The organism is Nostoc sp. KVJ3, from assembly GCF_026127265.1.
Taxonomy (GTDB): Bacteria; Cyanobacteriota; Cyanobacteriia; order Cyanobacteriales; family Nostocaceae; genus Nostoc.
On sequence record NZ_WWFG01000001.1, the window covers coordinates 3,887,779 to 3,913,751 of the forward strand.

The window sequence follows — 25,973 nt, forward strand, 5'->3', positions numbered from 1 at the left end:
TCACTTGTAATTTGTTTATCAAGAAAGGCAGAGGGCAGGAGGCAGAAGGCAGAAGGGAATACTGCCTCCTCCCTCTGCCTGTGACCGAACCGAACTTGGGTATAAAACCCCACCGTCTATACGGTGCTTACAATTGGTTGGGGTCTGAATCCCCAACGAAAAAGTTCCTTCTGCCCTCTGCCCTCAGCATAGATGCCTTCTTCAATCACCAATGCCCCATGCCCCATGCCCAATTAGTTAGGCAAATCTAACTTACATTCCAACGCTTTTTTTTGCATGGTTTTAAAAATGTTGTAAAACCCATTAGCACGGGAAGGTGTCAGGCTAACGTTTAAACCTGTTTCTTGAATAAAATCTGGGGTAAGTTGGACAATCTCAGTTGGCGTTAATCCCTGCAATCCTTCAACTAGAAGCCCTACTAAACCTTTGGTTAACTGGGAATCAGACTCACCCTGAAACACAACTTTACCATCATCCAAGGCTGCGGTGATATAAACTTGAGACACGCAACCAGGAACTTTATTTTCGGGTAATTTATCAGCTTCTGGGAACTCATTGAGCTTCTGAGCATACCAGATTAGCTGTTCGTAGCGCCGCTTCGGTTCGGAAGCGCGTTGAAAGCGCTGGACAATTTTAGCAAGCGCAGGTGGCAAAGAATCTAGAGTTGAGGACATAACAGAAGCTGCAAATGATCGGTCTTACCTTGAGTGTAAATTAAAATTATCTAGCTCAACCTATGCATCGCATTCGTCCTAAGTCAAGTTTTTTAATGTGCCTAATCACAAAAACTTAATTTTTTTATCAGCAGCCTTAATACCAACTTCATACAAGTTACTTTTGTATCAGTATACACCTACAAAAATAGCTGCAAGTAGCTTTTAACTAAGCAGCTAGGTGATAGCAAACAATTAAAAATTAAAAATCAAAAAAATTCTGACTTTTAATTTTTAATTTCTCTCCCTGACGGACTAATTCGTAGTTTGTGCAGCTAGCATCTGCTTCAGCTTTTCTAATTCCGAAGCCCAACGAGGATCTGGACGAATAGCGTCTGAATCGGTAGTTGTGGTGCTGCTTTCACGAGAACCACCGCCACCACCGCCACGACGAGGCTTCTTAGAGCTTTTCTCCCGACGGCTACCTTCTCTGTTGGGGCTAGGAATAGGGGTACTACTAGCCGCAAGACTAACTGGTTTAGGAGCTTGTTCGTCGCCCTCTTCACCCTTTGTCCGGGGTAATGCCTTCTCTAGTTTAATGGCAGTGTCTTTAAACATCTGACCATTATACTTTTCAATGATTTCGTCAGCTTGTTCGTCATTGTTGACGGTAAGAAAACCGAAACCACGGCATTTGCCAGTTTTGCGGTCTTTAATTAATTTAGTCGTTACAGCTTCACCTTCTGCTGCAAAAACTGCTTGCAGATCTTGACGATCTATTTCTTCTTTAGGCAAATTACCTATATATAGGCGAACGGACATGAACTATACCTCCAGAGTTAAATGAACATGGCAAGGCAAGAAAACAATCACTTGGCTTTGGCTTTTAAATAGATGCTATTGACCAAGACTGCCATCAACCATTTTTTTGCTCGAAACTGTCAACCTATACAATACAGTTTTTCGTCGGGATCAAGCTTGTTTAATCCAAAGGCTCACACTATGGTGAGCTAATAACACCTTAATTCTAAGAATTGTAAATTTAATAGCCTATTGCCTGCTAAAGTACACGCTTTCTTCCATGCCTTTTTCGCAGAATCAAATACCATTCCTTACATTACCACGGTATTTTCTACGTAGCTAGTTTAGCGCATACATTTCCGAGGTTAGTATTACTGCATCGTAACATAAAATACATCTTTTTATTCAAGAGAGCATTTTTTGAAACAAAAACCAGCCGGTGGCTGGTTGATTTCCTGCTGTGTTGGGAGGATAAAAAGGTCTGGAGGGGGGAAAAGCACCCAAATTCATAACTAAGCTGTAGTGCTGAGTTATGTAGGCTGCTATTGTTTGTGTAAATAAATGTAACACTTTGAAAGAAAACCTGCAACTTTTGTTTACATTCCGATTGCCCAATGCCCAATAATTAACCAGTAAGAAAAACGTATGCGCCCCAAGCCTGTGCTGCAACTGCCAAAAAAATAGACCAAATAGGATGAGGGCTATGAATGGTCTTACCACTTTGAGTTTCCAGAGTTTGGATATCGATCCAAGGTGTTGCTCCTCGCCGGAACCAACCTGTGACGATAATTTGCCGACCGATCAAATCTTGGTGATTAACTGATTGTCCTAACCAAGAAATGTGGTGTAATTTTACTAAACCCGCGCTGGATTGGAGGATTAAATCTTGCGCTAGGGAGTTGCTAGTGCCTTGACGACCTAATAGTTTGCCCACCAGACGTACGCTGACGCTATCAATGGGTAAGGCAGAAGGGTCAGCTAACAGGTTGGGTAGGTAGTCGTCAGTTTGCACGGTGGCGGGTTTAATATCGGGGAAGAAAGAATTAATCCGCATCACTGTACCGATGCTAAAGCCAATTAGAAGGCAGCCTGTAATGAAAGACCAATCTTCATATATCCACTTTAGATTTAAAAACTTGAGTACGAATGCTAGTTGCCAGGTTAGCCAGACAAAAGCTGCAAACAAAACCCCTAGAGGAATTCCTAACCAGGGAGCGATTTGTAACAGAAAAGACTGACGCTTAACTTTTGATGGTTCATTAGCAAAATGTAGTTCGGTGTCTAAATGCCAGTGACGGGCTATTTGACAGAGGCGTTCGATGCGATCGCCCATCAAGGGATGACTATTATTAATCGTAAACCACCATCGATAGGGATTGGCAGTATCCCACTTCAAAAATGATTCAAAAGATAAATTGCTGGCAATAGTGCCCAAAGCAAGGCTTTGTTGATGGCTGACTGGTGTCAAGAGATTTAAGCTTTCTAGTTGCCAACTGGTTTCTTCCTCTTTTTGGATATCAGCTGCAATGCCAATAGCAATTTTGAGTAAAGCGCGAATCAGGGCATTGGGATTACCAGTAATTTCAGATGCGACGCGATCGCTATAATAAAGTCGCAACCGGGACAACCACAATGCAGTGCCAGTCAGCAAACACCAAATTCCATAAACGAGACTCGCGAGAATTGTCACTGGCGATCGCCAAATTTTTCCTGATATTTTGTCTGCCAACCCCGACACTTGCTGATATAGCTGATAAATTGGTAGTGTCAGCAGCAGCAACAAAGACATTACAGCAAAATCCCAGTGAGCAATATGCCCTAGCTGCGTGGCGTAAATAGTGGCAATTTCATCATCTGCCAGTTGCTCTAATAGCCCTTGACTCACAACAATTCTGGCATTACGTGGTAAGCTACCGTATGTCAGGATAATTGGTGCAGCCATTGGTAAAATCCGCAGTTTGGGTAGCGGCCAATGACGCTGTTGGCAACAACGTTGTAGCACCCGCACAGCTTCGCGGCTATGGGCATTCAACACATCTTTAGAAAATTCTCGCTGACCATACAAGTTAGCCAGTAGCAGATCCAGCAACCAAGGTGATAGTGCGATTAAAATCACCAATACGATTAATAACAATCTAGTAGGGTCGCCGTATAAAAGCTGCAACGGCTCTAAATAAGGCAGTTTAACTAGCGTCTGGTTGATTAACCCCATTGCCAACTTGAGCATTTCTCGGATCACCAAAAACAGGGCGACGAACGTTCCTGCTGTCAGCAGCCGTAACGGAATTAATTTTGGTTTACGTAGAGGTTGCCATGCTCTGGCGCGTTGTGCTTGCCGCCAATAAATAACACCAAATAACTTAGCTTGGGTGCGGGTTACAGAACCCATGAAGCCATTTAGGGGTGTAGCAGGTGGTGGTAGTGGTGTCGCCACTGTAGCTTTGAGTTTAGCTAGTGGCACCATTGCCGGGGGGTCATTGCTTTTGCTTTCTATTACTTCATCTTCTGGCTTTTCCTCTAATGTATGAGTTACCGAAGGGGTAACTGGGGGAGAATCTGGAGTTGAACCTGGGGGAGAATCTGGGGTTGAATTCTCAAAAGCAACAGATCCAGTTTCGACATTTTTTGATTCGCGATCGAGTTTCTTACGTTTTGTTAGGTGTTCGAGAGCGCGTGTTGCCCACTCTTGAACTTGGGGATTGTTACTCTCAATGAGATTTTGGGAAATAGCGATCGCTTTGGGAACTTCGCCAGTGCGAGCATAAGCCATCACTAAACCAACCTGGGCTTGTAAGCTAGCAGTACCATTGCTTTGGCTACTAGCAATAGGTTCTAGTTGGGCGATCGCTGTTTGGTAATTTCCCTGCTTGAGGGCAACTAAACCAGCCTCCAAAGACGATTTGGCATGTGAAGGCATACAAATTCTGGCACTCCAATCTCTTCTAAGTGATCCACGTTTGTGCAAAAGCGCGAACCTCGGATGCCGTGGAACTCAACCGCGCCCAAGTTTTGCTTGTCAAGTGAATTATTCCTCCACTGGTTGTTGACTAGAAAAAACTGGAGCGATCGCGCTTAATTTTAACTCTGGATGGTCGCCCAGTAGCTGTTGACAATTCCATTCATTGCGGAATAGCAATACGGGTCGTCCCATGCTGTCTTTAACTGTAGTGGTATTGAATATTCGTCCCACCTTTTCTAATGCTTCCCAACCACCTTCAACCCAACGGGCGACACTGTAGGGCAATACATCTAATATGGTTTCTACACCATACTCATTTTGTAAGCGAAACTGCACTACTTCAAATTGCAACTGACCCACCGCCGCCAAAATTGGATCGCGCTTGGCTTCATCAGTTGAATACATAATTTGCACAGCCCCTTCTTCGCGCAATTCCGCAACGCCTTTTTGGAATTGTTTAGACTTCGAGGGGTTGGGATTCCTCAGAGATGCAAACAGTTCTGGCGAAAAATACGGAATTCCTTCATATTCGAGCTTTTGTCCCGTGTAAATTGTATCCCCGATCGCAAAAACACCGGGATTATTTAAACCGATCACATCGCCAGGATAAGCCACATCAATGGATTCCCGCTCTTGAGCAAAGAGTTTTTGCGGGCGAGATAGACGGATGAGTTTACCAATGCGAGCGTGATTCACCATCATATCTTTTTCAAACTTACCAGTACAGACCCGGATAAATGCAACGCGATCGCGGTGTTTCGGATCCATATTCGCTTGCAGTTTGAAGACAAATCCCGAAAACTCTGGGTATGTAGGGGCAACTTCGCCAACACTGCTGATATGGGAACCGGGTTTCAGGGCATAGTCGAGGAAATACTTGAGGAATAACTCTACCCCAAAGTTAGTCATGGCGCTCCCAAAGAACACGGGTGTCATTTTGCCTTCGTGTATCAACTGTAAATCTAACTCTGGCCCAACCCCTTCTAGGAGTTCTAGATCGTTTTTCAGTTGGTAATATAAGCTTTGTTCTAGCTGATCTTCTATTTTCGGATCGCCTAATTCCACTATGGTATCGCGGGCTTCTCGACTGCCGTGGGCGCTGCGTTCAAACAGGTGAATTTGTTGCTTATGTCGGTCAAAAACACCTTTAAAGCGATCGCCCATCCCAATGGGCCAGTTGACTGCATAAGTTTGCAATCCCAATTCTTGCTCAATTTCATCCAACAGTTCCAGAGGTTCCCTACCGGGGCGATCGAGCTTGTTGATAAATGTAAAAATCGGGATACCCCGCAACTTACACACTTCAAACAATTTACGGGTTTGGGGTTCCAAACCTTTTGCCGCATCAATTAACATTACTGCATTATCGGCGGCAGCGAGGGTACGATAAGTATCTTCACTGAAATCTTGGTGTCCAGGAGTGTCTAATAAATTTATTTGACAGTTCTGGTATTCAAATTGCAACACCGTAGAGGTAATAGAAATACCCCGTTGTTGCTCCATCGCCATCCAGTCAGAGGTAGCCTTACGCTGTGCCCGTCGCGCCTTAACCGCCCCAGCTTCGTGAATCGCACCTCCGTAGAGCAGTAGCTTTTCTGTTAGTGTCGTTTTACCCGCATCGGGGTGAGATATAATCGCAAAGTTGCGGCGAAGTTCAACTGCTTGAATAAGTTCAGACTGAAGTTCAGTAGACATAATTGTATTTGTTTGTTAGCTAGCTTAATTTTTTTTGACTCTGGCAAGTCTTTTAATCTTAAGACAACGATGCTCGTGATAGGGTCGTAGTACAACCAACAATCTGACTAAATAGGAGAAAGCAATGTACGACACAGACAAGCGAAAGCTTCTATCAGCCTTGTCGCATGGAGCGATTTTTTTCAGCACAACAGTGGTATCTGTAGGTATACCGATCGCCATACTGCTTGTATCTGACGATCCTGTTGTTAAAGAAAACGCTAAAGAATCTATCAATTTCCACTTTAATGTCTGGCTTTATGGAGGGATTTTAGGAGCGCTGTTTTTCCTATTCGGCTGGTTAGTCTTACCTCTATTATTATTAGGGCCATTAGCTGGTCTGGGATATCTATTGCATTGGGGATTAACAATTTGGGCGCTCATCGGCGTTTTCAGCAATCCTGATCTACCCTTCCGTTATCCCTATATTTTCCGAGTTTTTTAACACAAATTATTATTGGGCATTGGGAATTGTCAGTTATTTTTTATTAAGCTCTTATGCTTTGAGTTTGCATACACCCAATCGCCAGAATTTTGCCAAAAGAGGCTATTACAATTCTGAATTTTGAACTAATTTTGCGGGTTTTAAGTACCCCAAACTAACAAGTGGTAAGTTTTGTAGCGGGGTCTAAAACCTCGTTGCAAAACTTAATTACGTTAGCGTCTCGTAGAGAGCGTCATTGCGAATTACGAATTATTTTTCCAGTCCGTCGGATAGGTGCAACCAAGCTGTAGAATACAAAATTGCCCTACAACTTGATTAAGAGTAGGGCAAAGGACAGTTAAGCACTGTTTGTAGTCTGTCTGACGGCAGGAAAATTTTAACCTGATTTTGTGACGCTTTGTTTTGTGTCCATCTGCGTTGTTTTTCTTCATAAAATTTTATGTTTCCTACACATCGCCCCCGTCGTCTGCGTACCCATCCTCAACTGCGCCGGATGGTTCGTGAAACTGTTTTAACAACAAATGATTTAATCTACCCATTATTTGCTGTACCGGGTGAGGGAATTGCTAATGAGGTGAAATCTATGCCCGGAGTCTACCAACTTTCGGTAGATAAAATTGTCGAGGAGGCAAAAGAAGTTTATGACTTAGGAATTCCTTCTATTATTTTATTTGGTATTCCGGCTGATAAAGATGTCGATGCCACAGGCGCTTGGCATGATTGCGGTATCGTCCAAAAAGCTGCAACGGCGGTAAAATCAGCAGTGCCAGATTTGATTGTAATTGCTGATACTTGTTTGTGTGAATACACCAGTCACGGTCATTGTGGTTATCTGCAAGTTGGTGATTTAACTGGACGAGTTTTAAATGACCCAACTTTGGAATTGCTGAAGAAAACAGCAGTTTCTCAAGCGAAAGCTGGTGCGGATATCATCGCGCCTTCAGGGATGATGGATGGGTTTGTCCAAGCAATTCGTGTCGGTTTGGATGAAGCAGGATTTCAAGACACGCCGATTTTGTCTTATGCTGCTAAATATGCTTCGGGTTATTATGGCCCATTTCGGGATGCAGCCGACTCGACACCGCAATTTGGGGATAGAAGAACTTACCAAATGGATCCAGGTAATGCCCGCGAAGCAATCAAAGAGATTGAATTGGATATCGCCGAAGGTGCTGATATGCTCATGGTTAAGCCAGCCTTGGCATACATGGATATTATCTGGCGCGTGAAGGAAGCGAGTAACTTACCAGTTGCGGCTTACAATGTTTCTGGTGAGTATGCGATGGTAAAAGCTGCTGCTCTCAATGGTTGGATTGATGAGGAGCGAGTAGTTATGGAAACTTTAACTGGATTTAAACGCGCTGGTGCAGATTTGATTTTGACTTATCATGCCAAAGATGCGGCGCGATGGTTGAAGTAGGGTGGCCGATTGAGTAAGAGTTTAGAAATCTCACGCAGAGGCGCAGAGTTGTGTTTTGGTGTTTGGGCGTGAGATTTTTGGATTTTAGTTATTTAACTTCAAATAAAACACGAGGTAATCCTGACTGACGAATTATAGATCGCAAAGTACCGATGCGTAATTCTTCGTAGTTGGGGATAGGAACTGTAATTGTTGAGTCTTCGGTTTGCATCTGCATGATTATGTGACTACCACGCTGGCGAACTTGTACAAAGCCGTTCTCTTCCAGAATGCGGCAGACTTCTCTAGCAGAAAGAACACGCAGTTTAGCCAATATTTACCTCTAGGCGTGTAACAAAAACTTCTGTGTGCAACCTTTGCTTAATTTCAGAAGGATCTGCTGTCTCAAAAAATAATTCTAATGCCTCAATTAGGTTATTCCGTGCCTCTTCAATTGTGTCACCTTGGCTGGCGATATCGAGTTCGGGACAGAGGGATACATAGCCATTCTTTTCGCGTTCAATGATAGCAGTGAATTGTGTTGTTTGCTTCATTTTTGTCTTTAGTCCAGTAGATATATCAATCTTGATAGTAAATTACTTTAGACAGTATATTGTCAAAAGCCTTTTGAGCGGGTGTTTTAGGGATGTGATCGCAACTTACAGCTATTTTCAGATGAAGAGTGCTGAGTTCCGAGTTCCTCGGCTTAGAGTTAAAAGACCGCCCACGTTCGCGCAGAGGACGCACCAGAGGGGCGGCTTATATCTTGCACCAGGCGACTGGAAGTCGCGGCTACACAGGCAAAACCCACCTCTGTGGGTTAAAAACCCTTGATTTCCTCTTAGTCCACGGAGGTGGACTTTGTTTGTATAGCCGCGATTTCTAATCGCTAGGGCTAGGTGCAAGATGTGAGGCGGGGTATCAACCTTCTCCCCTATTAAAAGATTCCGCTTAAGGTCGGGCCTTGCTCTTACCATAGTGCGAAAGTACTGAGTACTCAACTACAAAACTCAGCACTATAAGCCGAGGTACTCAGTACAACCTACATATTTATATTTTTTTCCGTGATAGTACATAAATAAATCAGCCCATTTGCCAGAAGGTGAGGCGATCGCTCATAAAACCTCTAAAATCTAAATAAAATGGCTTTGATATAGTTATGGCAACTACTCGCTCTATACTTGGGGCGGTTCGTTTAAACAACCTAATCTCTAACTAGTGCGATCGCTCACCGTATTTGCGACAGCAGCACGATAAAATTCTAAAACCATAAATCGTACTAAAAGGTCTAAATGGCAGAAACACTATTTTTCAACGCCCTACGGGAAGCCATTGATGAAGAAATGGCGCGTGACTCTAGCGTATTCGTCCTCGGTGAAGACGTAGGACACTACGGCGGTTCCTACAAAGTTACCAAAGACCTGTACCAAAAATATGGCGAACTCCGCATTTTAGACACCCCCATCGCCGAAAACAGCTTTACTGGGATGGCAGTAGGAGCAGCGATGACTGGGTTACGTCCCATCATCGAAGGCATGAACATGGGCTTTTTATTGCTCGCTTTCAACCAAATATCCAACAACGCTGGGATGTTGCGCTATACTTCAGGCGGCAACTTTAAAATTCCGATGGTTATTCGCGGCCCTGGAGGTGTGGGAAGGCAGCTAGGTGCGGAACATTCCCAACGATTAGAAACTTACTTCCAAGCTGTGCCAGGGTTGAAGATTGTTGCTTGCTCCACACCAAGAAACGCCAAAGGACTACTAAAATCAGCTATCCGCGATGATAACCCCGTGTTGTTCTTTGAACACGTTTTGCTTTACAACTTGAAAGAAGATTTACCAGAAGAAGAATATTTACTACCTTTAGATAAAGCCGAAGTTGTGCGTCAAGGTAAAGATGTCACAATTATCACTTATTCTCGGATGCGGCATCATGTGCTGCAAGCGGTAAAAACACTTGAAAAACAAGGATACGATCCAGAAGTTATTGATTTAATATCCCTCAAACCATTAGATTTTGATACAATTGGGGCATCAGTACGCAAAACCCACAAAGTCATTGTGGTGGAAGAATCCATGCGAACTGCGGGTATCGGAGCAGAAGTCATCGCCTCAATAAACGATCGCCTATTCGATGAATTAGATGCGCCAGTCCTGCGGCTTTCTTCCCAAGATATCCCCACACCTTACAACGGCAATCTCGAACGGCTAACAATCATCCAACCAGAGCAAATAGTAGAAGCTGTGGAAAAAATGGTAGCGTTGCGAGTTTAGGGAGTAGGGGATAGGGAAAGCAGGGGGAGCAGGGGAAGCAGGGGAAGCAGGGGAAGCAGGGGGAGAAAGAATAAAAACTAATTCCCAATTCCCAATTCCCAATTCCCAATTCCCAATGCCCAATGCCCAATGCCATAACTCCCCAAAAGAGCGCTATTATAGCGTTTGTCAGTTGCGAGTTATGGTATGCAAAGACAGCGATCGCTATTAATTTTGATTTTAGTTATGATAATCGCCGCAATAACGGTGATTGCGACAATTCCGATACCCCTGGGACTGGACTTGCGGGGAGGTTCACAGCTAACAATTCAGGTGAAACCATCACCAGAAATCCCTAAAATCACCGAACGCGAATTGGAAGGTGTAAAGAAAGTTGTCGAAGGTCGGATTAATGGTTTGGGTGTTTCGGAGCCAGTGATCCAAACAGTCAGTTCCGATAAAATATTGGTACAATTACCAGGGGTCAACGATCCAGAACAAGCGGAACGAGTGCTAGGGGGAACGGCGCAGTTAGAATTTCGTACCCAAAAACCGAATACAGAAACTCAACTGTTTGCTTTCCAAGCATCTAGAGCCGAATTGAAAGTCAAGCAAGAAGAGTTGAGAAAGAGTACTGATAAAGCAGCAATTGCTAAGAATCAAGAAGATTTACAAAAAAATAATCAAGCGATCGCAGAATTGTTTGAAAGCACCAATCCACCGCTAGTTGGCAAATACCTCAAGGATGCATACGGTGAACCCACTCAAGGTAACAACTGGCACGTTACTATTCGCTTCGACCAAAAGGGTGGTGAACTATTTGCCAATTTGACCAAAAATCTTGCCGGGACTGGGCGAAGCATTGGCGTTTTTCTCGACAATGAACTAATCAGCGCCCCAACTGTCGGTATAGAATTTGCAGCCGCAGGTATTAGCGGTGGCTCTGCGGTAATTACAGGACGCTTTACCGCCCAACAAGCCAATGACTTAGGCGTGCAACTACGCGGTGGCGCATTACCCGTACCAGTCGAAATAGTTGAAAACCGTACCGTCGGGGCAACTTTAGGTAAAGATAGTATTCAACGCAGTATTTACGCTGGTATTGGCGGATTACTGTTAGTATTGGTTTTCATGTTAGTTTACTACCGATTACCAGGGTTAATTGCCGACTTTTCTTTGATTATCTATGCGCTCTTGACTTATGCCACCTTCGCTTTGCTAGGTATTACATTAACTCTCCCCGGTATTGCTGGGTTTATCCTCAGTATCGGTATGGCAGTTGATGCTAACGTCTTGATTTTTGAGCGTACTCGTGAAGAACTCCGTGCCGGTAAAACTTTATATCGTTCTGTAGAGTCAGGATTTTACCGAGCTTGGTCTAGTATTTTAGATAGTCATGTCACATCATTAATTTCTTGTGCAGCACTATTTTGGTTAGGAGCGGGTTTAGTTAAAGGCTTTGCTTTGACATTGGCGCTAGGTTTAGGAGTGAATTTATTTACTGCCATTACTTGTAGTCGCACACTGCTATTTTTAACATTGGGATTTCCCAACTTACGGAAGCCAGAGTTATTTTGTCCCAATCTCTCAACGTCAATTAAGTCTGGTGCGGAGGTGCAGTCATGAAATTTAGTGTCATCAAACGCCGTAACTTTTGGTGGGCGATTTCTGCCGCCTTGATGATGATTAGCATCGTGGCGATGCTGATTTCTTGGCAACAATTAGGCGCACCGCTACGTCCTAGTTTAGATTTTATTGGTGGTACGCGACTACAATTTGAACGCGATTGTACGCAACCAGACAAATGCACTCAACCGATTAATATCTCTGATGTCAGGGAAGTAGTTGACGCTGAAAAGTTAAATAATAGTAGCATCCAAGTTGTTGGTAAAAACCAACAGGGAATATCCGTTCGCACCAAGACATTAAATGTTGAGCAACGCACCCAGTTGCAAACAGCTTTGAGTGAAAAACTTGGAGCCTTTGACCCAAAAGCTACTCAAATTGACACCGTTGGCCCAACACTTGGCCGTCAGCTATTTACCCAAGGGTTATTAGCTCTGGTTGTCTCCTTTGCTGGGATTGTGATTTATTTGAGTGTTCGGTTTCAGGTGGACTATGCCGTAATCGCAATTCTTGCCTTATTCCATGATGTTTTGATTACGCTTGGTGTTTTCTCCATCTTGGGATTAGTCGCAGGGATTGAAGTTGATAGCCTTTTCGTCGTTGCTGTTTTAACTATTACAGGTTTCTCAGTGACAGATACCGTAGTCATCTACGATCGCATTCGCGAAATACTGAATCTCCATCCTAACGACCACATTGACAAAGTTATTGATGATGCCATCAATCAAACTTTAACGCGGTCAATTAATACCACGTTAACCGTTTTGCTAACATTGTTTTCCCTATTCCTATTTGGCGGCGAAACCTTGAGAAACTTCGCCCTTGCCTTAATTGTTGGATTCACAATGGGGGCATATTCAAGTATTTTCATCGCTAGTACTCTCCTGGCTTTGTGGCGAGAACGCAAGAGTCAATCCCAGGTGGTAGAGAATGCAGAGTCAATTGATACATCTGCTAGCTCTCAGGATAGTTAAACTTGTGTGCATTTGAAAATTTGGTTAAAGCATTTTGAACTGCTCATCTATGCTTTGGAATTTTATTCCCCGATGAATCAACCTGAAGAACCATTAATCTCTAACTCAGAATTTGATAACTCTGACGCATCCTTTATTCAACAGGTACAAAGGCTACACCGTCTAACAGTATACGGGAGATGGCTGTTTGTCGGCTGTTTGTGGCTGACCATTGCCCCTGTTAGCTTGTGGGGTCTGCGTCCAGAAATTTCTCTGTGGGAACAATATTTTACCTGGGTAGCGGTGCGATATGGACTCTTCTACCATCCACTGTCTACCTTCGGTTTAGCCTTTTGTATTGGGATGACTACTGCTGTTTTAGTTTGGCAAAGTCGCAATATCTTATTTGGAATACCACAACCAGAAAAACAACGTTTAGAAAAACAAGTTTATCGGATACGTCAGCAGGGGCCAAGTCATCCCCTATGGAAATGGGTTTGTCATTAATTTTTGAAATCGTTGCATATACACGGATAACAATTTTTAGCAAAATATGACTTAAATATACAAAGATAGTGCCAAAAGTGGATGCCATACATGAACGAGTCTCAGATTCAATTTAGCGAACAGCTCCGCTGCGCTGCAAGCGATCGCAAGTCTGAAATTGATCTTTACCAACTCCAAGAACTGTTAAACGTTTCAGCTTTCTGGGCAAAGGGACGCAGTATTGAAGATTTAGGTATAGCCATTGCCAACAGTGAACCAGTTATTACTATCAGGGATAGCGATCGACTAATTGGCTTTGGTAGAGCAACGTCTGATGGCATATATCGCGCCACAATTTGGGATGTTGTAATTCATCCAGAATATCAACATGGTGGGCTAGGAAGTAAGTTAGTCGAAACCATTTTGAGTCATCCTCGGATGAGGCGGGTTGAGCGCATTTACCTAATGACTACTCACCAACAGGGTTTCTATGAAAAGATTGGGTTTCAAACAAACACCTCCACTACAATGGTGCTACATAACCTAGCTAACCGTGCTTTGCTTCCTGTTACAGAAGTTCAACTTCAGGAATTATTAGGGGGATAGAAATTTGTATTCTGGTAATGTCCTGATGTGATTCCTGAGCAATGCTCGAAGGCAGAATTTCTAACTTTCCTCCCATCACTTCCACTAAAGTTTGATTGACTAATAGCCTCATTCCTGGGGAGAGAACGGCGTTCTTTTGGTAAATCTGGCCAAGGTGATTTTCAGATTCGATCAAATCAATCGGCTCGCTCCAGGTTATTGCATGGGTTGGTACATCCAGCCAAATATTTACAAAATTATTTGTAGGTATGGTGCTGCTGGAAATACAGATACTGCCTTCCTCCATTTGAGTAATAGCAGTGTCTATTAAACCGATTAATATTTGGCGGAGCCAGAGGTAATCTGCCAAAACATAAATTTCTGGATCGGCGGGTAACAATTGCAAGGGAAAATTTCGATTAGCCGCCAGCATATAAGTTAAGTTATGAACCTCTTCTAAAACTTGGGTTAACTGTATGGGCTGAATATCTAATTGATTAGTACCGTGTTCCGTTCTAGCAACGGTGATAATTTCATCCATCAACTTGAGCAACTTTAGGGTTCGCTCGTGAGCTTGGGCAATAAATTCTCGTTCTTCAGCTGGATCTTCACACAAATCGGACAAAATTAACTGATGCAAGCCAATCAAACCATTAAGTGGCGATCGCAATTCATGACTAGTCCGCGCTAAAAAACCCGCTTTAAACTGGCTCATTTCCCTTGCCATTTGATATGCCAGCTGCGTTTGCTGTAGCTGTTGTGATATCGGTGACACATCCTCTTGCTCTAATGGCGCTACAGGGGATGAGCTAGATGAAACCTTTGGCGATCGCATAAATAACCGACGAAAATTTATACCTAGTGCTAGTCCTACTCCTAGATATATCCAGTTGCTCCAATTCATAATTTGGTAATTATTAACTTGTTAATTGATCACAACAGCGCAAACTAAAGTTCCAGATTTCTCTGTTGTGAAAATCAGGAAAACAACATTATAGCGACCTCTATCTAGTTGTCACTTGAAATATCTAACTTAATCGCGCCTTGCCGCAAAATCTGCCAATTTATGCCTGTCCATTTCGCAACGGTGGAAGGTATACCCATTCCAGTTGTTTCACCCTGGCATTCTGTCGTTGCTAGAGTCAAAACTTGGGGAAACTGAGCCTCAATTTCTGCGATCGTTTGTAAAGGCGGCTGACCAGAAAAATTAGCGCTAGTGGTAGCAAGGGGGCCAGTTTGCGCCAAAATAGTTTGAGCGATCGCACTCTTTGGTACTCGGATACCAATTGTGGTTGGATCGATGGGGTTCATAACTTTTGGGATGCGATCTGAAGCTGGCAAAACTAATGTCAGTCCTCCTGGCCAATATTTCTCAGCTACTTCTTGCCAAACCTTATACTCTTTCTTACTACCTTTAACATAAGGCCATAAATCTTCAGCATTAGCAGCCATCAAAATCAGAGGTTTATCGTGACTGCGTTGTTTAGCTGCAAAAATTAACCCGGCTTTTTCTGGTATCGTCGCAAGTGCGGGAACTGTATCTGTAGGAAAGCTCACCAAAACACCAGCGTGTGCGCCAATTATAAGGTCTGCGAGGAAAACTTGCGTCATTTTGATAGTGCAAATAATTATATAGCGTTTCCCAATCACATAAGTTACATCATAGCCCCCTCTCGAAGAGCGGGGAGGGGTTGGGGTGGGGTTCTTGTACTTCACTCAACTGAGAACCGCTATATCTAGACTTTCTTAATCACATAAAGTACATCATATCTCTGCTGAATTGATTTCCCCACAAAAAATCCAAACAAAGACAAATTAGTATTAATTAATTATTAAAACATTTACCCTATAGTACACTGTGTATTATGGTAATTTTACTGTGAGTGATATTGGTAGCCAATTTATTCACAATAAATATACTGAAATATTAATATGTGGCAGTCAAAGTTAGGACTGCCGCAGCTTTTCATGCGTTCAAATCGCATTTTAGTACGTAAGTAGCTGTCTTGCATGGCACCAAGTTAAAACACAGTTCTTACCCTGAATCGTTCCCTGCCCCTGGACTGGAAACGTTGAGATACAAAACTTTGGACTTATCTTAGTGCCATTCGGAACTGTCTTTAATTAAACAAAACAGAAACACTGTTTCTCTTTTATTCTCAAAGTTTTTAGCTGTCAGAAATTTTGGAAAATAACTATGTTCGAGACTTCACCCGAATCAAATCCCTTTCATTCCATTCACGATCCAGGTTATCAAAGCTTCCTCAATATAAATCCGGGAATATCAGATTTAAGAGTTTTACCTGAGAGCAAGATCCCCACAAAGGAGCATTCTTTGAGTCCTGGGTTGGATATTAACCAAATTGACCAATTAATCAAAGGTTATACGCCAACTGCCATTCCTGAACTATCCAACAACCATGTTATCAAGCAAACCTCAGCCGCTTCCGGCAAAGCTGGAGAAGGCGCTGTAGATTCGCTGACAGGTAACGCTTTTAGTCAAGTAAACAATAGCATTACAAGTCAAGCACTCTCTGCCTCTGCCTTTCTACCAGACCTCATAGTACAAAATACCGTTTCGGCTCCTAGTTCTGCCTCTGCCGGCAGTACCATCCAAGTTAGCTATCAAGTTGAAAACCAAGGCGATGCCACTGCTGATTCTAACTACACCAAGTTTTATCTCTCCAAGGATCTCTATATCGGAAGTGACGATACATTCTTAGGCTATGACTATGTTGATAGCATTTCATCTGGTTACTATAGATCGGAGTCAACCACACTCACAATCGACAGTAGCGTTACCGCAGGTAGCTATTATCTGGTGTATGAAGCTGATGGCTATGATTATGTTGCCGAAAGCAATGAAAACAACAACGCTGTTGCCGGACTAATTACAATTACAAAACCAGACCTAGCTATCACCGCCATCTCAGCTACTTCTGGAACCGCCGGAAATTATCTCGACTTCAGTTACAACATTAAGAATCAAGGAACCGGCAGTTCTGGCTATAGCAACACAGCCTTCTATCTCTCCAAAGATACGAAGTTAGATAGTTCTGATACCTATTTAAATTATGACTATGTGAGTTCCTTGGCAGCCGGAACTACCAGCACAGAATCCACTTCTGTTTACCTTGACGGCAGTCTGACTCCAGGAACTTACTATCTCTTTGCTGAAACCGATGGCTGGAATTATGTCGCCGAGAGTAATGAAAATAACAACATTGTCTATAAAACGATTACTGTTAACAAACCAGATTTAGCTATCACCGCCATCTCAGCCACCTCTGGAACCGCCGGAAATTATCTCGACTTCAGTTACAACATCAAAAATCAAGGAACGGGTAGCGCTAATTATAGCTACAGTGCATTTTATCTCTCCAAAGATACGAAGTTAGATAGTTCTGATACCTATTTAAATTACGACTATGTAAGTTCCTTAGCAGCCGGAACTACCAGCACAGAATCCACTTCTGTTTACCTTGACGGCAGCCTGACTCCAGGAACTTACTATCTCTTTGCTCAAGCCGATGGCTGGAATTATGTCGCCGAGAGTAATGAAAATAACAACATTGTCTATAAAACGATTACTGTTAACAAACCAGATTTAGCTATCACCGCCCTCTCAGCCACCTCTGGAACCGCCGGAAATTATCTCGACTTCAGTTACAACATCAAAAATCAAGGAACGGGTAGCGCTAATTATAGCTACAGTGCATTTTATCTCTCCAAAGATACGAAGTTAGATAGTTCTGATACCTATTTAAATTACGACTATGTGAGTTCCTTAGCAGCCGGAACCACTAGTACAGAATCCGCTTCCGTCTATCTTGACAGCAGTCTGACTCCAGGAACTTACTATCTCTTTGCTCAAGCCGATGGCTGGAATTATGTCGCCGAGAGCAATGAAAATAACAACATTGTCTATAAAGCAATTACTATTAACTCCCCCAAACAAGACCTAGTTATCAGCAGTATCTCAGCCACATCTGGCAAACCTGGCAGTTATCTCAACTTCAATTACAGCATTAAAAATCAAGGTACTGCTAGTGCCGATGATAGCTACACTGCATTTTATCTCTCCAAAGATACAAAGTTAGATAGTTCTGATATCTATTTAGATTACGATCATGTGAGTTCATTAGCAGCTGGAGTTTCTAGTAATAGGTCTGCTTCTGTCTACATTGATAGCAATTTAACTTTAGGAAATTACTATCTCTTTGCCGCAGCTGATGATTGGGATGATGTCGCCGAGAGTAATGAAAATAACAACATTGCCTATAAAGCAATTACGATTAGTGGATCTGCCAAGCCAGACCTTGTAATCAGCAGTATTTCCGCTACATCAGGAACATCTGGCAGCAATCTCAATTTCACTTACAAGATTAAGAATGAAGGCAGTGCAACCGCGAATAGTAATTACACTGGATTCTATCTTTCCAAAGATACGACTTTAGATAGTTCTGATACTTACTTAGGATCGGATACCGTAAATTCATTAGCAGCGGGAGTTTCCAGTTCAGAATCTGCTTCTGTAGCTCTGAGCAGTACTCTGATTACAGGGACTTATTATCTCATTGCTAAAGCTGATGCCGGAAACACAATTTCCGAAAGTAATGAAAATAACAATTCTGCCTATCAAGCAATTGCGATCGCTGCACCTGCCAAGCCAGACTTAGTAATTAGTAGTATCACAGCTAGTTCTGGTGTATCTGGAACTAATCTCAGTTTCACTTACAAAATCAAGAATCAAGGAACGGTTAGTGCAAGTGCCAGTTCTACTCGATTCTATCTTTCCAAAAATACGACTTTCGATAGTTCTGATATCTACTTAGGCTCAGATGCGGTCACTTCCTTATCGGTCGGACTTACTAACACAGAATCTGCTTCTGTGGCTCTGAGTAGCATCCTGGCTTCAGGAACTTACTATCTCTTTGCTCAAGCTGATGGCGAGAACAAAATTTCCGAAAGTAATGAAAACAACAATCTTGCCTATCAAACAATTACGATTAAAGGATCTGATGGCGGTGCAGACTGGTTTAGTGACAATCTCAAAGATGCAGAACTGATTAGTTTGACTCGTACCCTTGCAGGTGATGGGAATTTGAGTCGCAATGACATGATTTCTGTGTTCCGTAATGCTAAAGATGGTGCTGTTATTGATGCTAAGGAACTGACAGATCTCCGCACCATTGTTAGTAATGCTAGCCGCTTTACTATGCAAGATTATGTTCGAGTTCTTTCAGACTACATAGTTAACGGAAATCCGGCGAACCAGTGGTGGACAGGAGGCGCAACCACCCGGACAAACTTAGGGAATCTTTATGCGGGTAGCAGTGACACCCAATTAGAAAAACTCATCGGCAAATGGTTCTTGGGAACCGATCGCCCCAATCCACTATCAGAAGGGGATACTGCTAATCAAAATAGTGGCACAAATACTAGCGATAAAACTTATCGAGCCGTTAGTGGGTCTTTGTTCCAAAATGGCATTAGTGCAGATGATATTAATCAAGGAGCTTTAGGAGATTGCTATTATCTGGCAACCCTAGCTTCTATTGCCCTGGAAAAGCCTTCTTACATCCAAAATATGTTTATCGACAATGGAGATAATACTTACACTGTTCGCTTTTTCAATAATGGTGTAGCGAATTACGTCACAGTTGATAAGTATCTACCTACTGATTATTTTGGGCAGTTAACTTACGCCAGTTCTGGTCAGTCATACGATGATTCAACCAACGAATTATGGGTAGTCTTGGCTGAAAAAGCCTATGCCCAATTAGCAGAGTCGGGTTGGAGTCGCCCTGAGAACGTTAGTAATGCTTACGGTTCTATTGAGGGTGGATGGATGGATTATGTAATCAAGCAGGTGACTGGTTTAAGTGCAACTTTCCAAGATGATATTTCCAAAATGACTAAAACTCAACTGATTAACTTAGTTAATACTAATCAGATATTAACAGCTGGCTTTGTCAATGGAGAAGGTTATGGTGTACATGATGGTCACGCTTATACTATTACCGCTTACAATGCCACAAATAGTACATTCCATATCAGAAACCCTTGGGGATATGACGACGCGGATGTAACTTGGGAGCAATTGCTTAGTCTTAAGGCTGTCATTATCTGGTCAAATACTTAATCTAGTTGAGGATTAATCTTTCCCTGAGTATCAAAGATGAAAACAACGGGGAATAGTTAAGACTTTTCTATTCCCTGTTCCTTATTCCCTTATCTATGATGAAAATTCAACCCTTTGTAACTCTTGTAGTTTTACTAATGTTAGTCGATGTCACAAGTGCTTGTGAAACATCTTTGACTTATACCAATAATCAATCCCATTCTTCGCCCAAGTTGGTAATGACTAATAATACTTCTTTGGTCAAAAAAGTAACTCTTATTGCTAGAAAAGAAAATTTACCACCTTTAGGTGTTCCTGTTGACCCTCAGCGTAATATTGGTTTTGCCTCAGTTATTATCCAGTTGGAAAATCCCCAAGAAACTACTGTAACTGTAAACCTTACTAAGGTGGAAATTCGCAATTCCTCAGATGGACAATTACAAGATTTTCAGCAAACACCCCAAGAAATTAAGTTAAAACCTTTAGAAAATTCTGAGTTGGCTTTTCAGTTGACTAATAAAACTGGCTATGTAGGCAAGGATAAAGTTAAAGCAATTATCACTTATCAAATAGAAGGTCAAAGTAGCATTATGGAATCAGAGGCGGTTGAAGTTAATTAAGTAATACCAATTTTTTATGAGGCTGCATAGAATTCGATCCCCCCTAGCCCCTCTTAAAAAGGGGGGAACCAGAAAAACATCTATCAAAGTCCCCCTTTTTAAGGGGATTTAGGGGAATCAAGATATGTGCAACTTCACATTAAATTGGTATAAGTTGGTATAAGTAAACTTAACCAGGTAACATAATGTAAAAACTATAAGACCTTGCGATTTTCATTCCACTTCATTCCACAACTCTTGGAGACGCTTTGCGTAGCAAGATCCCCGTTCGCTTAGCGTGTCGTAGACAAGGGGTACGTTACATTCGCAATAACATACATTGAAGTTTTCACACCGACTTACTTAAGTTAGGGAAAAGATGAAAGCGGGAAAGGGAAAAGGACTTAAAACCTTTTCCCTTGCTTGCGTAAATATACTTATGCAAGATGTGTAATATTTTTAAACCAGCAGCACAGGATGCAATTATTCGCTTAAATGTTGTGCTAGAGATGCGATCGTGGGATAATCCCAAATTACCCTTAAATCTAGCTCTTTGCCAAGCAAATTTCCTAAATCTCCTGTTAAAACTACCGCTACCGATGAATCTAAACCATAACGGGCAAAAGTAGTTTCTACATTTATTTGCTCTGGTTCAATTTCTAGCAAATCTGCTAGATAAGAAATCAACCATTCTTTGATTTCTGTGGTAGATACTTTCAAAGCTTCAGTTTGTTGAGTAAGCATAGATCCTCCAAAGGTTAAACTAAAAATCAGCAAGCAGTTTTCTTCGCTTCAATCATTCCTGGGGTAGGAACTTTCACATCCCAAGCTAAACCCAATACTTCCAGAGTGCGAATCAAATAGTCTCCTAAATCAACTTGCCACCATTGCAAGCCGAACTTTGCCGAGTTAGGAAAAGCATGATGATTGTTATGCCAAGCTTCTCCTCCTGTAGGAATCGCTAGCCAAACATTATTAGTACTCTTTTCATTAGTATTGAAAGAGCGACTACCATACAGATGAACAATGGAATTAAGACTCCAAGTTAAATGATGTACTACAAAAATTCTGACTAGCCCTCCCCACAAAAATCCTTGCCATATACCTATCCAAGTACCTGATAATAGTCCTCCAAGAATAGATGGAATCAAAAGACCTAAAACAACAAAAGTTAGGTATTGTTGGTTGATTTTTGTCATCACCGAGTCTTGCAACAAATCCTTAGCAAATACTGTAGAGTTTGTGAGTTCACCGGTCAGCATCCAACCAATATGGCTGTGCCACATTCCCCTTAACTTTCCCCAAGGTTCTCCTTGGTAAAGGTTGGGTGAATGAGTGTCTCCTATCTGGTCACTGTATTGATGATGCCGTCTATGATTGCTAACCCAATTAATCACAGGGCCTTGAGCAGCCATCGAACCCAAAATAGCCAAAGTAACTCGAACAGATGGGTGAGTTTTAAAGGAACAGTGAGATAAAAGCCGATGATTACCTACAGTAACCCCTCCAACCATAGTTAGGAACCAGAAGACTAAAAATAGTTCTAATTCCATGAGACTAATCCCAAAATCCCAAGCGAATTTGAGGGCGATCAGTGTACCAATCAAAGGAATTATGATTGTGGCTGCGGCAAACCGCTTCTGTACGGTTTGCAAGTAATCATTCTTGATTGTTATTTTTGCTTCTTTAGTTGAAGCTAATAACAAAGGACTTTGATTATTTAACTGCATTAGCTTTTATATCCTCATTCAATTCTTGAAAACTAGACTTTTTTACAGAGATATTCATCAAGTTCATATTCTTCTCCAGCTAAATTTTGCTCGACATCACCAATTTTTTCTACATACTGATTAATCAGATTTTCTACCTGATTAGTATCTAGCAAAGTCTGCTCAGAGAGATTTTCTGCCAGAGCATTAGCTATCTTTGTCTGAAAATATTCTTGACCCCAGTTTTCGACACGTTTTAGTTCATCCGTTGGTTCACTTTGATATGACTTTTGGATGCAACCAAGTACAAATGCCCATGCAGCTACGTCACCCAACTTTTGGGATAAGATTTTACTGAATTTCTTATTACTGCTCCGAGATAGGTTTTTATTTGTGAGTTCAGAAGCACAAGATTCAGCCGTGTGTTGCAATTGCTCACTGATTTTTGTAGCTCTCAGAAACTCATTAAGAGATGAACAGAGTTGAGGGGTATGGTATAAAGCTATTAAGCCTAAGTGCATTTGTAAAGTTTCAGTCGGCCCTTCAAAAATCCGAAACAAACGAGCATCCCGTAAGATTTGGGGCGCAATATTCGATTCGATATAACCCCGTCCACCTAGCAGTTGAACAAGATTATCTGCTGCTTGCCACATTAATTCGGGTGCGATAATCTTGGCGACAAGATAAGCTTCTGGAGGAACAGATTTTCCTTCATCTAAGGATGTAGAAATGGTTTTTACCAAGCACTCAACTGCGGCAATTGCTGCTGTTAAATCACTCAGACGTTGTAAAGTAATCTGTTGAGTTATTAGCCGTTCTATGCCGATTGAGCGACGGGTAGCATAACGCAGCATGAGTTGGGCACAGCGTTTCATTCCCCCAATACACGTTGCAGAAATTCCCAATCGTGCCAGTTGCATCGCGTCCTGCGCCACCTCAAAACCAGAACCAATTTCGCCTAAAACATTTTCACGATCAACTTTTACTTGCTCAAGGTAAATAGTATTCTGAACCATTCCTCGCATTCCCATAGTCAAAGCTTCATTACCTTGCCTCAATCCCTGAGCATTTTCTGGGATGGTAAATGCTGTGATTCCCAAAGATTCGCCTTGTTCATCTACAACATGAGCAAAAATATTGATTGCGCTTGACCAAGATGCAGAACCGCTCCAAATTTTAGTACCGGTAATTAACCAGCCACCATTGCCATCTGGATGAGCTTCGGCTTTGATTCCTCTGGGATTAGATCCCGCAGATGATTCTGTAATGGCAAAGGCTGCTAAATCTCTCCCTTGGGCTAAATTTTTGAGATAGGTTTCTTTGATTTCATCTGTACCATATTTAAGAATTGGATAGATTCCGAGAAAATTATTTACACCAACAAATGAAGCTAAGTTGAGATCGATCGCTGCAAGTTGTTCCATTACTTGAAACGTATCAGTGTAATTTAAGCCAAGACCGCCGGATGATTGGGGGATAATCATTCCTAACAAGCCTTTTTTGCCAAAGTCTAAAACGACATGGGGAGTTATACAGCGCCGCTCGTCCATCAGTCTAGAATTGATTCGTCTTTGGGCATAATCACGTAACCAATGGATGACTTGTTCTGCACGTTGACGACTTGAACTTTCTAAGAACTGATTTTGACTATTGAACTGCATTAATATTTACTCTTTGAGAATCAGGATTACCTTGCTGCACTTTTGCTAAGAGGGAATTGACATCAACTTCCAGCTTTTGAAACTGGGCTTGATGTTGAGTATTTCCACTACAGTGCGCCACCACATTCAAAGTGCCATCTAGAAACCCACGTTTACAGGCATGACGCTGAATCTTCCCGCTAGATGTTTTCGGAATACTCCCAGGTTTAATCAAAACTGTGGCATACACTTGTAAACCGTGATTATCTACAACTGCTTCAGTGATATTCCCGACGACTTCTTGAATATCCAAGCGCCTTAAATAGGTTCGTTCTACCTCTTGAACAACAACTAATCGCTGTTGTCCCTTCTGCTCTATAGTGAATGCTGCTCCACAATGCGATCGCAGTCCTGAATGACTCTTTTGAACTGTTAACTCAATATCCTGGGGATAATGATTTTGTCCTCGGATAATAATCACATCCTTGAGTCTTCCTGTAACAAACAGTTCGCCGTCTTGCAAAAATCCCAAGTCCCCCGTGCGAAGAAACGGGCCTTCTCCTGTATCTGCTAGATAACCTTGAAAAGTTTCCGCAGTTTTTTCTGGTTGGTTCCAATAGCTACTAGCTACAGAAGAACCTGATACCCAAATTTCTCCCACCTTGCCAGAAGGACATTGAGTTAAAGATTCAGGATCGACAATGGTGATTTTTTCATCTAACCAGGTACGACCACAGCCCACAATTGTTTTAGTCCCTTCCCCAGATTCAGCAGCCACCACCCGATTTTCCTCAAGGGCTGCTCCTTTAACTTGGTAGAGAATGGGGGAAGCTGTTTTCAACCCTCCAGAAATAAATAAGGTCGCTTCAGCCATCCCATAGCAGGGGTAAAAGGCTTCCCGACGAAAACCGCAAGGTGCAAAATAGTTAGCAAATCGTTCCAGTGTTTCGCCCCGGACTGGTTCGGCTCCGTTGAAAGCGACTTCCCAACTACTTAAATCAAGACTAGAAAGCTGTTCGGGAGTAATCTTGCGAACGCACAGATCGTAAGCAAAATCTGGCCCGCCGCTAGTAGTGGCTTTGTAACGAGAAATAGCTTGCAACCAGGAAAAAGGCTTTTGGAGAAAAGCCACTGGTGACATCAAAATAGACGGTATACCCAAATATAGGGGCTGCAACACATTCCCAATCAGTCCCATATCGTGGAATAAGGGCAACCAACCGACAAAAATTGTTTTATCTGTATGTCCGAAACCCATTCTGATGGATCTTTGGTTGCACAACAAATTTCCATGAGCGATCGCAACTCCCTTCGGCATTCCTGTAGAGCCGGAAGTGTATTGGAGAAAAGCTACAGTGTCTCTATCTAGTTTCGGTTTTTGCCAATTTGAACTGAGATTGGTGTCAATGCGATCGCTATTTAACCAGCGCATTGTTGCCAATTCTGGATTTTCGACTAAGTGACTTTCTAGGTTGTCCAACAAGGATTTTGTGGTCAAAACTACCTTGGCTTGGGCATTTTTAACGATCGCCTGTAACCTGAGCAAGTTCATATTGGCTCGTGGTGGATAAGCGGGAACTGCGATCGCACCTGCATATAAACAGCCAAAGAAGGCGGTAATGAATTCTAAACCGGGTGGATATAAGAGTAAAGCGCGATCACCAGGGGATAGTAGAGACTGAAGATGGGTTGCGAGCGATCGGGCTTGGAGGTCTAATTCTCCATAAGTTAGGCTGTTTTCTTCAGTTTCTCCATCTCGGAGAAAGATATAAGCCGTTTTATCCGGCTGATTTTTAGCTCTGTAGCTCAGTAGTTCTATTAAAGTTGAAAAGTTGTCTAGAGGGTTTTGGAGATCAGCCAAACAAATAGTCATAAGCCAATTTCACAGTTTAGATGTATTAATACGGTTCTGTTAGGGCTAAAACTCTTTGTTTTTTTAACGAACCGCAGAGGCGCAGAGGGCACAGAGAGACGGAAAAAATGGTATTAGTGTATGGATTTGGAA

At 42.4% G+C, this 25,973-nt stretch carries 22 protein-coding genes; 10 read left to right on the forward strand and 12 right to left on the reverse strand.

The features are described from left to right. Nucleotides 1-233 precede the first annotated feature (233 nt). The 4 genes from GTQ43_RS15635 to prfC form a co-directional block, all read right to left on the reverse strand. Nucleotides 234-674, reverse strand: a complete 441-nt coding sequence (locus GTQ43_RS15635; RefSeq protein WP_265273504.1) for a SufE family protein — start codon at nucleotides 672-674, stop codon at nucleotides 234-236. A 294-nt stretch (nucleotides 675-968) separates the two neighbouring features. Further along, entirely contained in the window at nucleotides 969-1,475 is a 507-nt protein-coding gene (locus GTQ43_RS15640) for an RNA recognition motif domain-containing protein (RefSeq protein ID WP_265273505.1), read from the reverse strand. A gap of 604 nt (nucleotides 1,476-2,079) precedes the next feature. Next, nucleotides 2,080-4,371, reverse strand: a complete 2,292-nt coding sequence (locus GTQ43_RS15645) for a M48 family metalloprotease (RefSeq protein WP_265273506.1) — start codon at nucleotides 4,369-4,371, stop codon at nucleotides 2,080-2,082. A gap of 108 nt (nucleotides 4,372-4,479) precedes the next feature. Further along, nucleotides 4,480-6,108 carry a peptide chain release factor 3 gene (gene prfC, locus GTQ43_RS15650; protein WP_265273507.1) on the reverse strand — a complete coding sequence of 543 codons (1,629 nt, stop codon included), beginning with the start codon at nucleotides 6,106-6,108 and terminating at the stop codon, nucleotides 4,480-4,482. A gap of 124 nt (nucleotides 6,109-6,232) precedes the next feature. On the opposite strand from prfC, the gene GTQ43_RS15655 reads away from it, so the two are divergent. After that, nucleotides 6,233-6,592, forward strand: coding sequence for a DUF4870 domain-containing protein (locus tag GTQ43_RS15655; RefSeq protein WP_265273508.1), 360 nt, complete (start codon nucleotides 6,233-6,235; stop codon nucleotides 6,590-6,592). 439 nt (nucleotides 6,593-7,031) lie between these two features. Further along, nucleotides 7,032-8,012 (forward strand): porphobilinogen synthase, encoded by a 981-nt coding sequence (hemB, locus tag GTQ43_RS15660; protein WP_265273509.1) that lies wholly within the window; start codon nucleotides 7,032-7,034, stop codon nucleotides 8,010-8,012. Nucleotides 8,013-8,100: 88 nt separating this feature from the next. Here hemB and GTQ43_RS15665 read toward each other — a convergent pair whose 3' ends face one another. Further along, nucleotides 8,101-8,325: a type II toxin-antitoxin system HicA family toxin gene (locus GTQ43_RS15665; protein WP_265273510.1), complete on the reverse strand. Its 225-nt coding sequence runs from the start codon at nucleotides 8,323-8,325 to the stop codon at nucleotides 8,101-8,103. Next, complete coding sequence (locus GTQ43_RS15670) at nucleotides 8,318-8,545, reverse strand: type II toxin-antitoxin system HicB family antitoxin (RefSeq protein WP_265273511.1); 228 nt, start codon at nucleotides 8,543-8,545, stop codon at nucleotides 8,318-8,320. The genes GTQ43_RS15665 and GTQ43_RS15670 overlap by 8 nt, the downstream gene beginning before the upstream one ends. A gap of 128 nt (nucleotides 8,546-8,673) precedes the next feature. On the opposite strand from GTQ43_RS15670, the gene GTQ43_RS15675 reads away from it, so the two are divergent. From GTQ43_RS15675 to GTQ43_RS15700, 6 genes are all read left to right on the forward strand, one after another. Beyond that, a complete protein-coding gene (locus GTQ43_RS15675) occupies nucleotides 8,674-8,877 on the forward strand; it encodes a hypothetical protein (protein WP_265273512.1) in 204 nt (67 codons plus the stop codon). A gap of 406 nt (nucleotides 8,878-9,283) precedes the next feature. Continuing rightward, nucleotides 9,284-10,267, forward strand: coding sequence for an alpha-ketoacid dehydrogenase subunit beta (locus GTQ43_RS15680; protein WP_012410204.1), 984 nt, complete (start codon nucleotides 9,284-9,286; stop codon nucleotides 10,265-10,267). 186 nt (nucleotides 10,268-10,453) lie between these two features. Next, nucleotides 10,454-11,872, forward strand: coding sequence for a protein translocase subunit SecD (secD, locus tag GTQ43_RS15685; RefSeq protein ID WP_265273782.1), 1,419 nt, complete (start codon nucleotides 10,454-10,456; stop codon nucleotides 11,870-11,872). Next, nucleotides 11,869-12,846 carry a protein translocase subunit SecF gene (gene secF / locus GTQ43_RS15690; RefSeq protein ID WP_265273513.1) on the forward strand — a complete coding sequence of 326 codons (978 nt, stop codon included), beginning with the start codon at nucleotides 11,869-11,871 and terminating at the stop codon, nucleotides 12,844-12,846. Before secD ends, secF begins: the two co-directional genes overlap by 4 nt. Nucleotides 12,847-12,918: 72 nt before the next feature. Then, the gene (locus GTQ43_RS15695; protein WP_265273514.1) at nucleotides 12,919-13,332 is read left to right on the forward strand and encodes a hypothetical protein; all 414 of its coding nucleotides are present in this window, start codon (nucleotides 12,919-12,921) and stop codon (nucleotides 13,330-13,332) included. 90 nt (nucleotides 13,333-13,422) lie between these two features. Then, complete coding sequence (locus tag GTQ43_RS15700) at nucleotides 13,423-13,917, forward strand: GNAT family N-acetyltransferase (protein WP_265273515.1); 495 nt, start codon at nucleotides 13,423-13,425, stop codon at nucleotides 13,915-13,917. Here the strand turns inward: GTQ43_RS15700 and GTQ43_RS15705 are convergent. Together GTQ43_RS15705 and GTQ43_RS15710 are read right to left on the reverse strand one after the other, a co-directional pair. After that, nucleotides 13,880-14,800 (reverse strand): sensor histidine kinase, encoded by a 921-nt coding sequence (locus tag GTQ43_RS15705; protein ID WP_265273516.1) that lies wholly within the window; start codon nucleotides 14,798-14,800, stop codon nucleotides 13,880-13,882. The two genes, GTQ43_RS15700 and GTQ43_RS15705, sit on opposite strands and share 38 nt — an antisense overlap. 104 nt (nucleotides 14,801-14,904) lie before the next feature. Beyond that, nucleotides 14,905-15,507 carry an L-threonylcarbamoyladenylate synthase gene (locus GTQ43_RS15710; RefSeq protein WP_265273517.1) on the reverse strand — a complete coding sequence of 201 codons (603 nt, stop codon included), beginning with the start codon at nucleotides 15,505-15,507 and terminating at the stop codon, nucleotides 14,905-14,907. 586 nt (nucleotides 15,508-16,093) lie between these two features. Here GTQ43_RS15710 and GTQ43_RS15715 point away from each other — a divergent pair. After that, nucleotides 16,094-20,041, forward strand: coding sequence for a CARDB domain-containing protein (locus GTQ43_RS15715; RefSeq protein WP_265273518.1), 3,948 nt, complete (start codon nucleotides 16,094-16,096; stop codon nucleotides 20,039-20,041). A 95-nt stretch (nucleotides 20,042-20,136) separates the two neighbouring features. After that, nucleotides 20,137-20,640, forward strand: a complete 504-nt coding sequence (locus GTQ43_RS15720) for a hypothetical protein (RefSeq protein WP_265273519.1) — start codon at nucleotides 20,137-20,139, stop codon at nucleotides 20,638-20,640. Between the two features lie 462 nt (nucleotides 20,641-21,102). Here GTQ43_RS15720 and GTQ43_RS15725 read toward each other — a convergent pair whose 3' ends face one another. From GTQ43_RS15725 to GTQ43_RS15740, 4 genes are read right to left on the reverse strand one after another with little or no spacing between them, the layout of a single operon-like run. Further along, nucleotides 21,103-21,363: an acyl carrier protein gene (locus GTQ43_RS15725; RefSeq protein ID WP_265273520.1), complete on the reverse strand. Its 261-nt coding sequence runs from the start codon at nucleotides 21,361-21,363 to the stop codon at nucleotides 21,103-21,105. Between the two features lie 26 nt (nucleotides 21,364-21,389). After that, nucleotides 21,390-22,349 carry an acyl-CoA desaturase gene (locus GTQ43_RS15730; RefSeq protein WP_265273522.1) on the reverse strand — a complete coding sequence of 320 codons (960 nt, stop codon included), beginning with the start codon at nucleotides 22,347-22,349 and terminating at the stop codon, nucleotides 21,390-21,392. A 32-nt stretch (nucleotides 22,350-22,381) separates the two neighbouring features. Continuing rightward, on the reverse strand, nucleotides 22,382-23,989 hold the full coding sequence (locus GTQ43_RS15735) for an acyl-CoA dehydrogenase family protein (RefSeq protein ID WP_265273523.1): 1,608 nt from the start codon (nucleotides 23,987-23,989) through the stop codon (nucleotides 22,382-22,384). Continuing rightward, the gene (locus tag GTQ43_RS15740) at nucleotides 23,976-25,841 is read right to left on the reverse strand and encodes a fatty acyl-AMP ligase (protein WP_265273525.1); all 1,866 of its coding nucleotides are present in this window, start codon (nucleotides 25,839-25,841) and stop codon (nucleotides 23,976-23,978) included. The genes GTQ43_RS15735 and GTQ43_RS15740 overlap by 14 nt, the downstream gene beginning before the upstream one ends. Nucleotides 25,842-25,973: the final 132 nt, after the last annotated feature.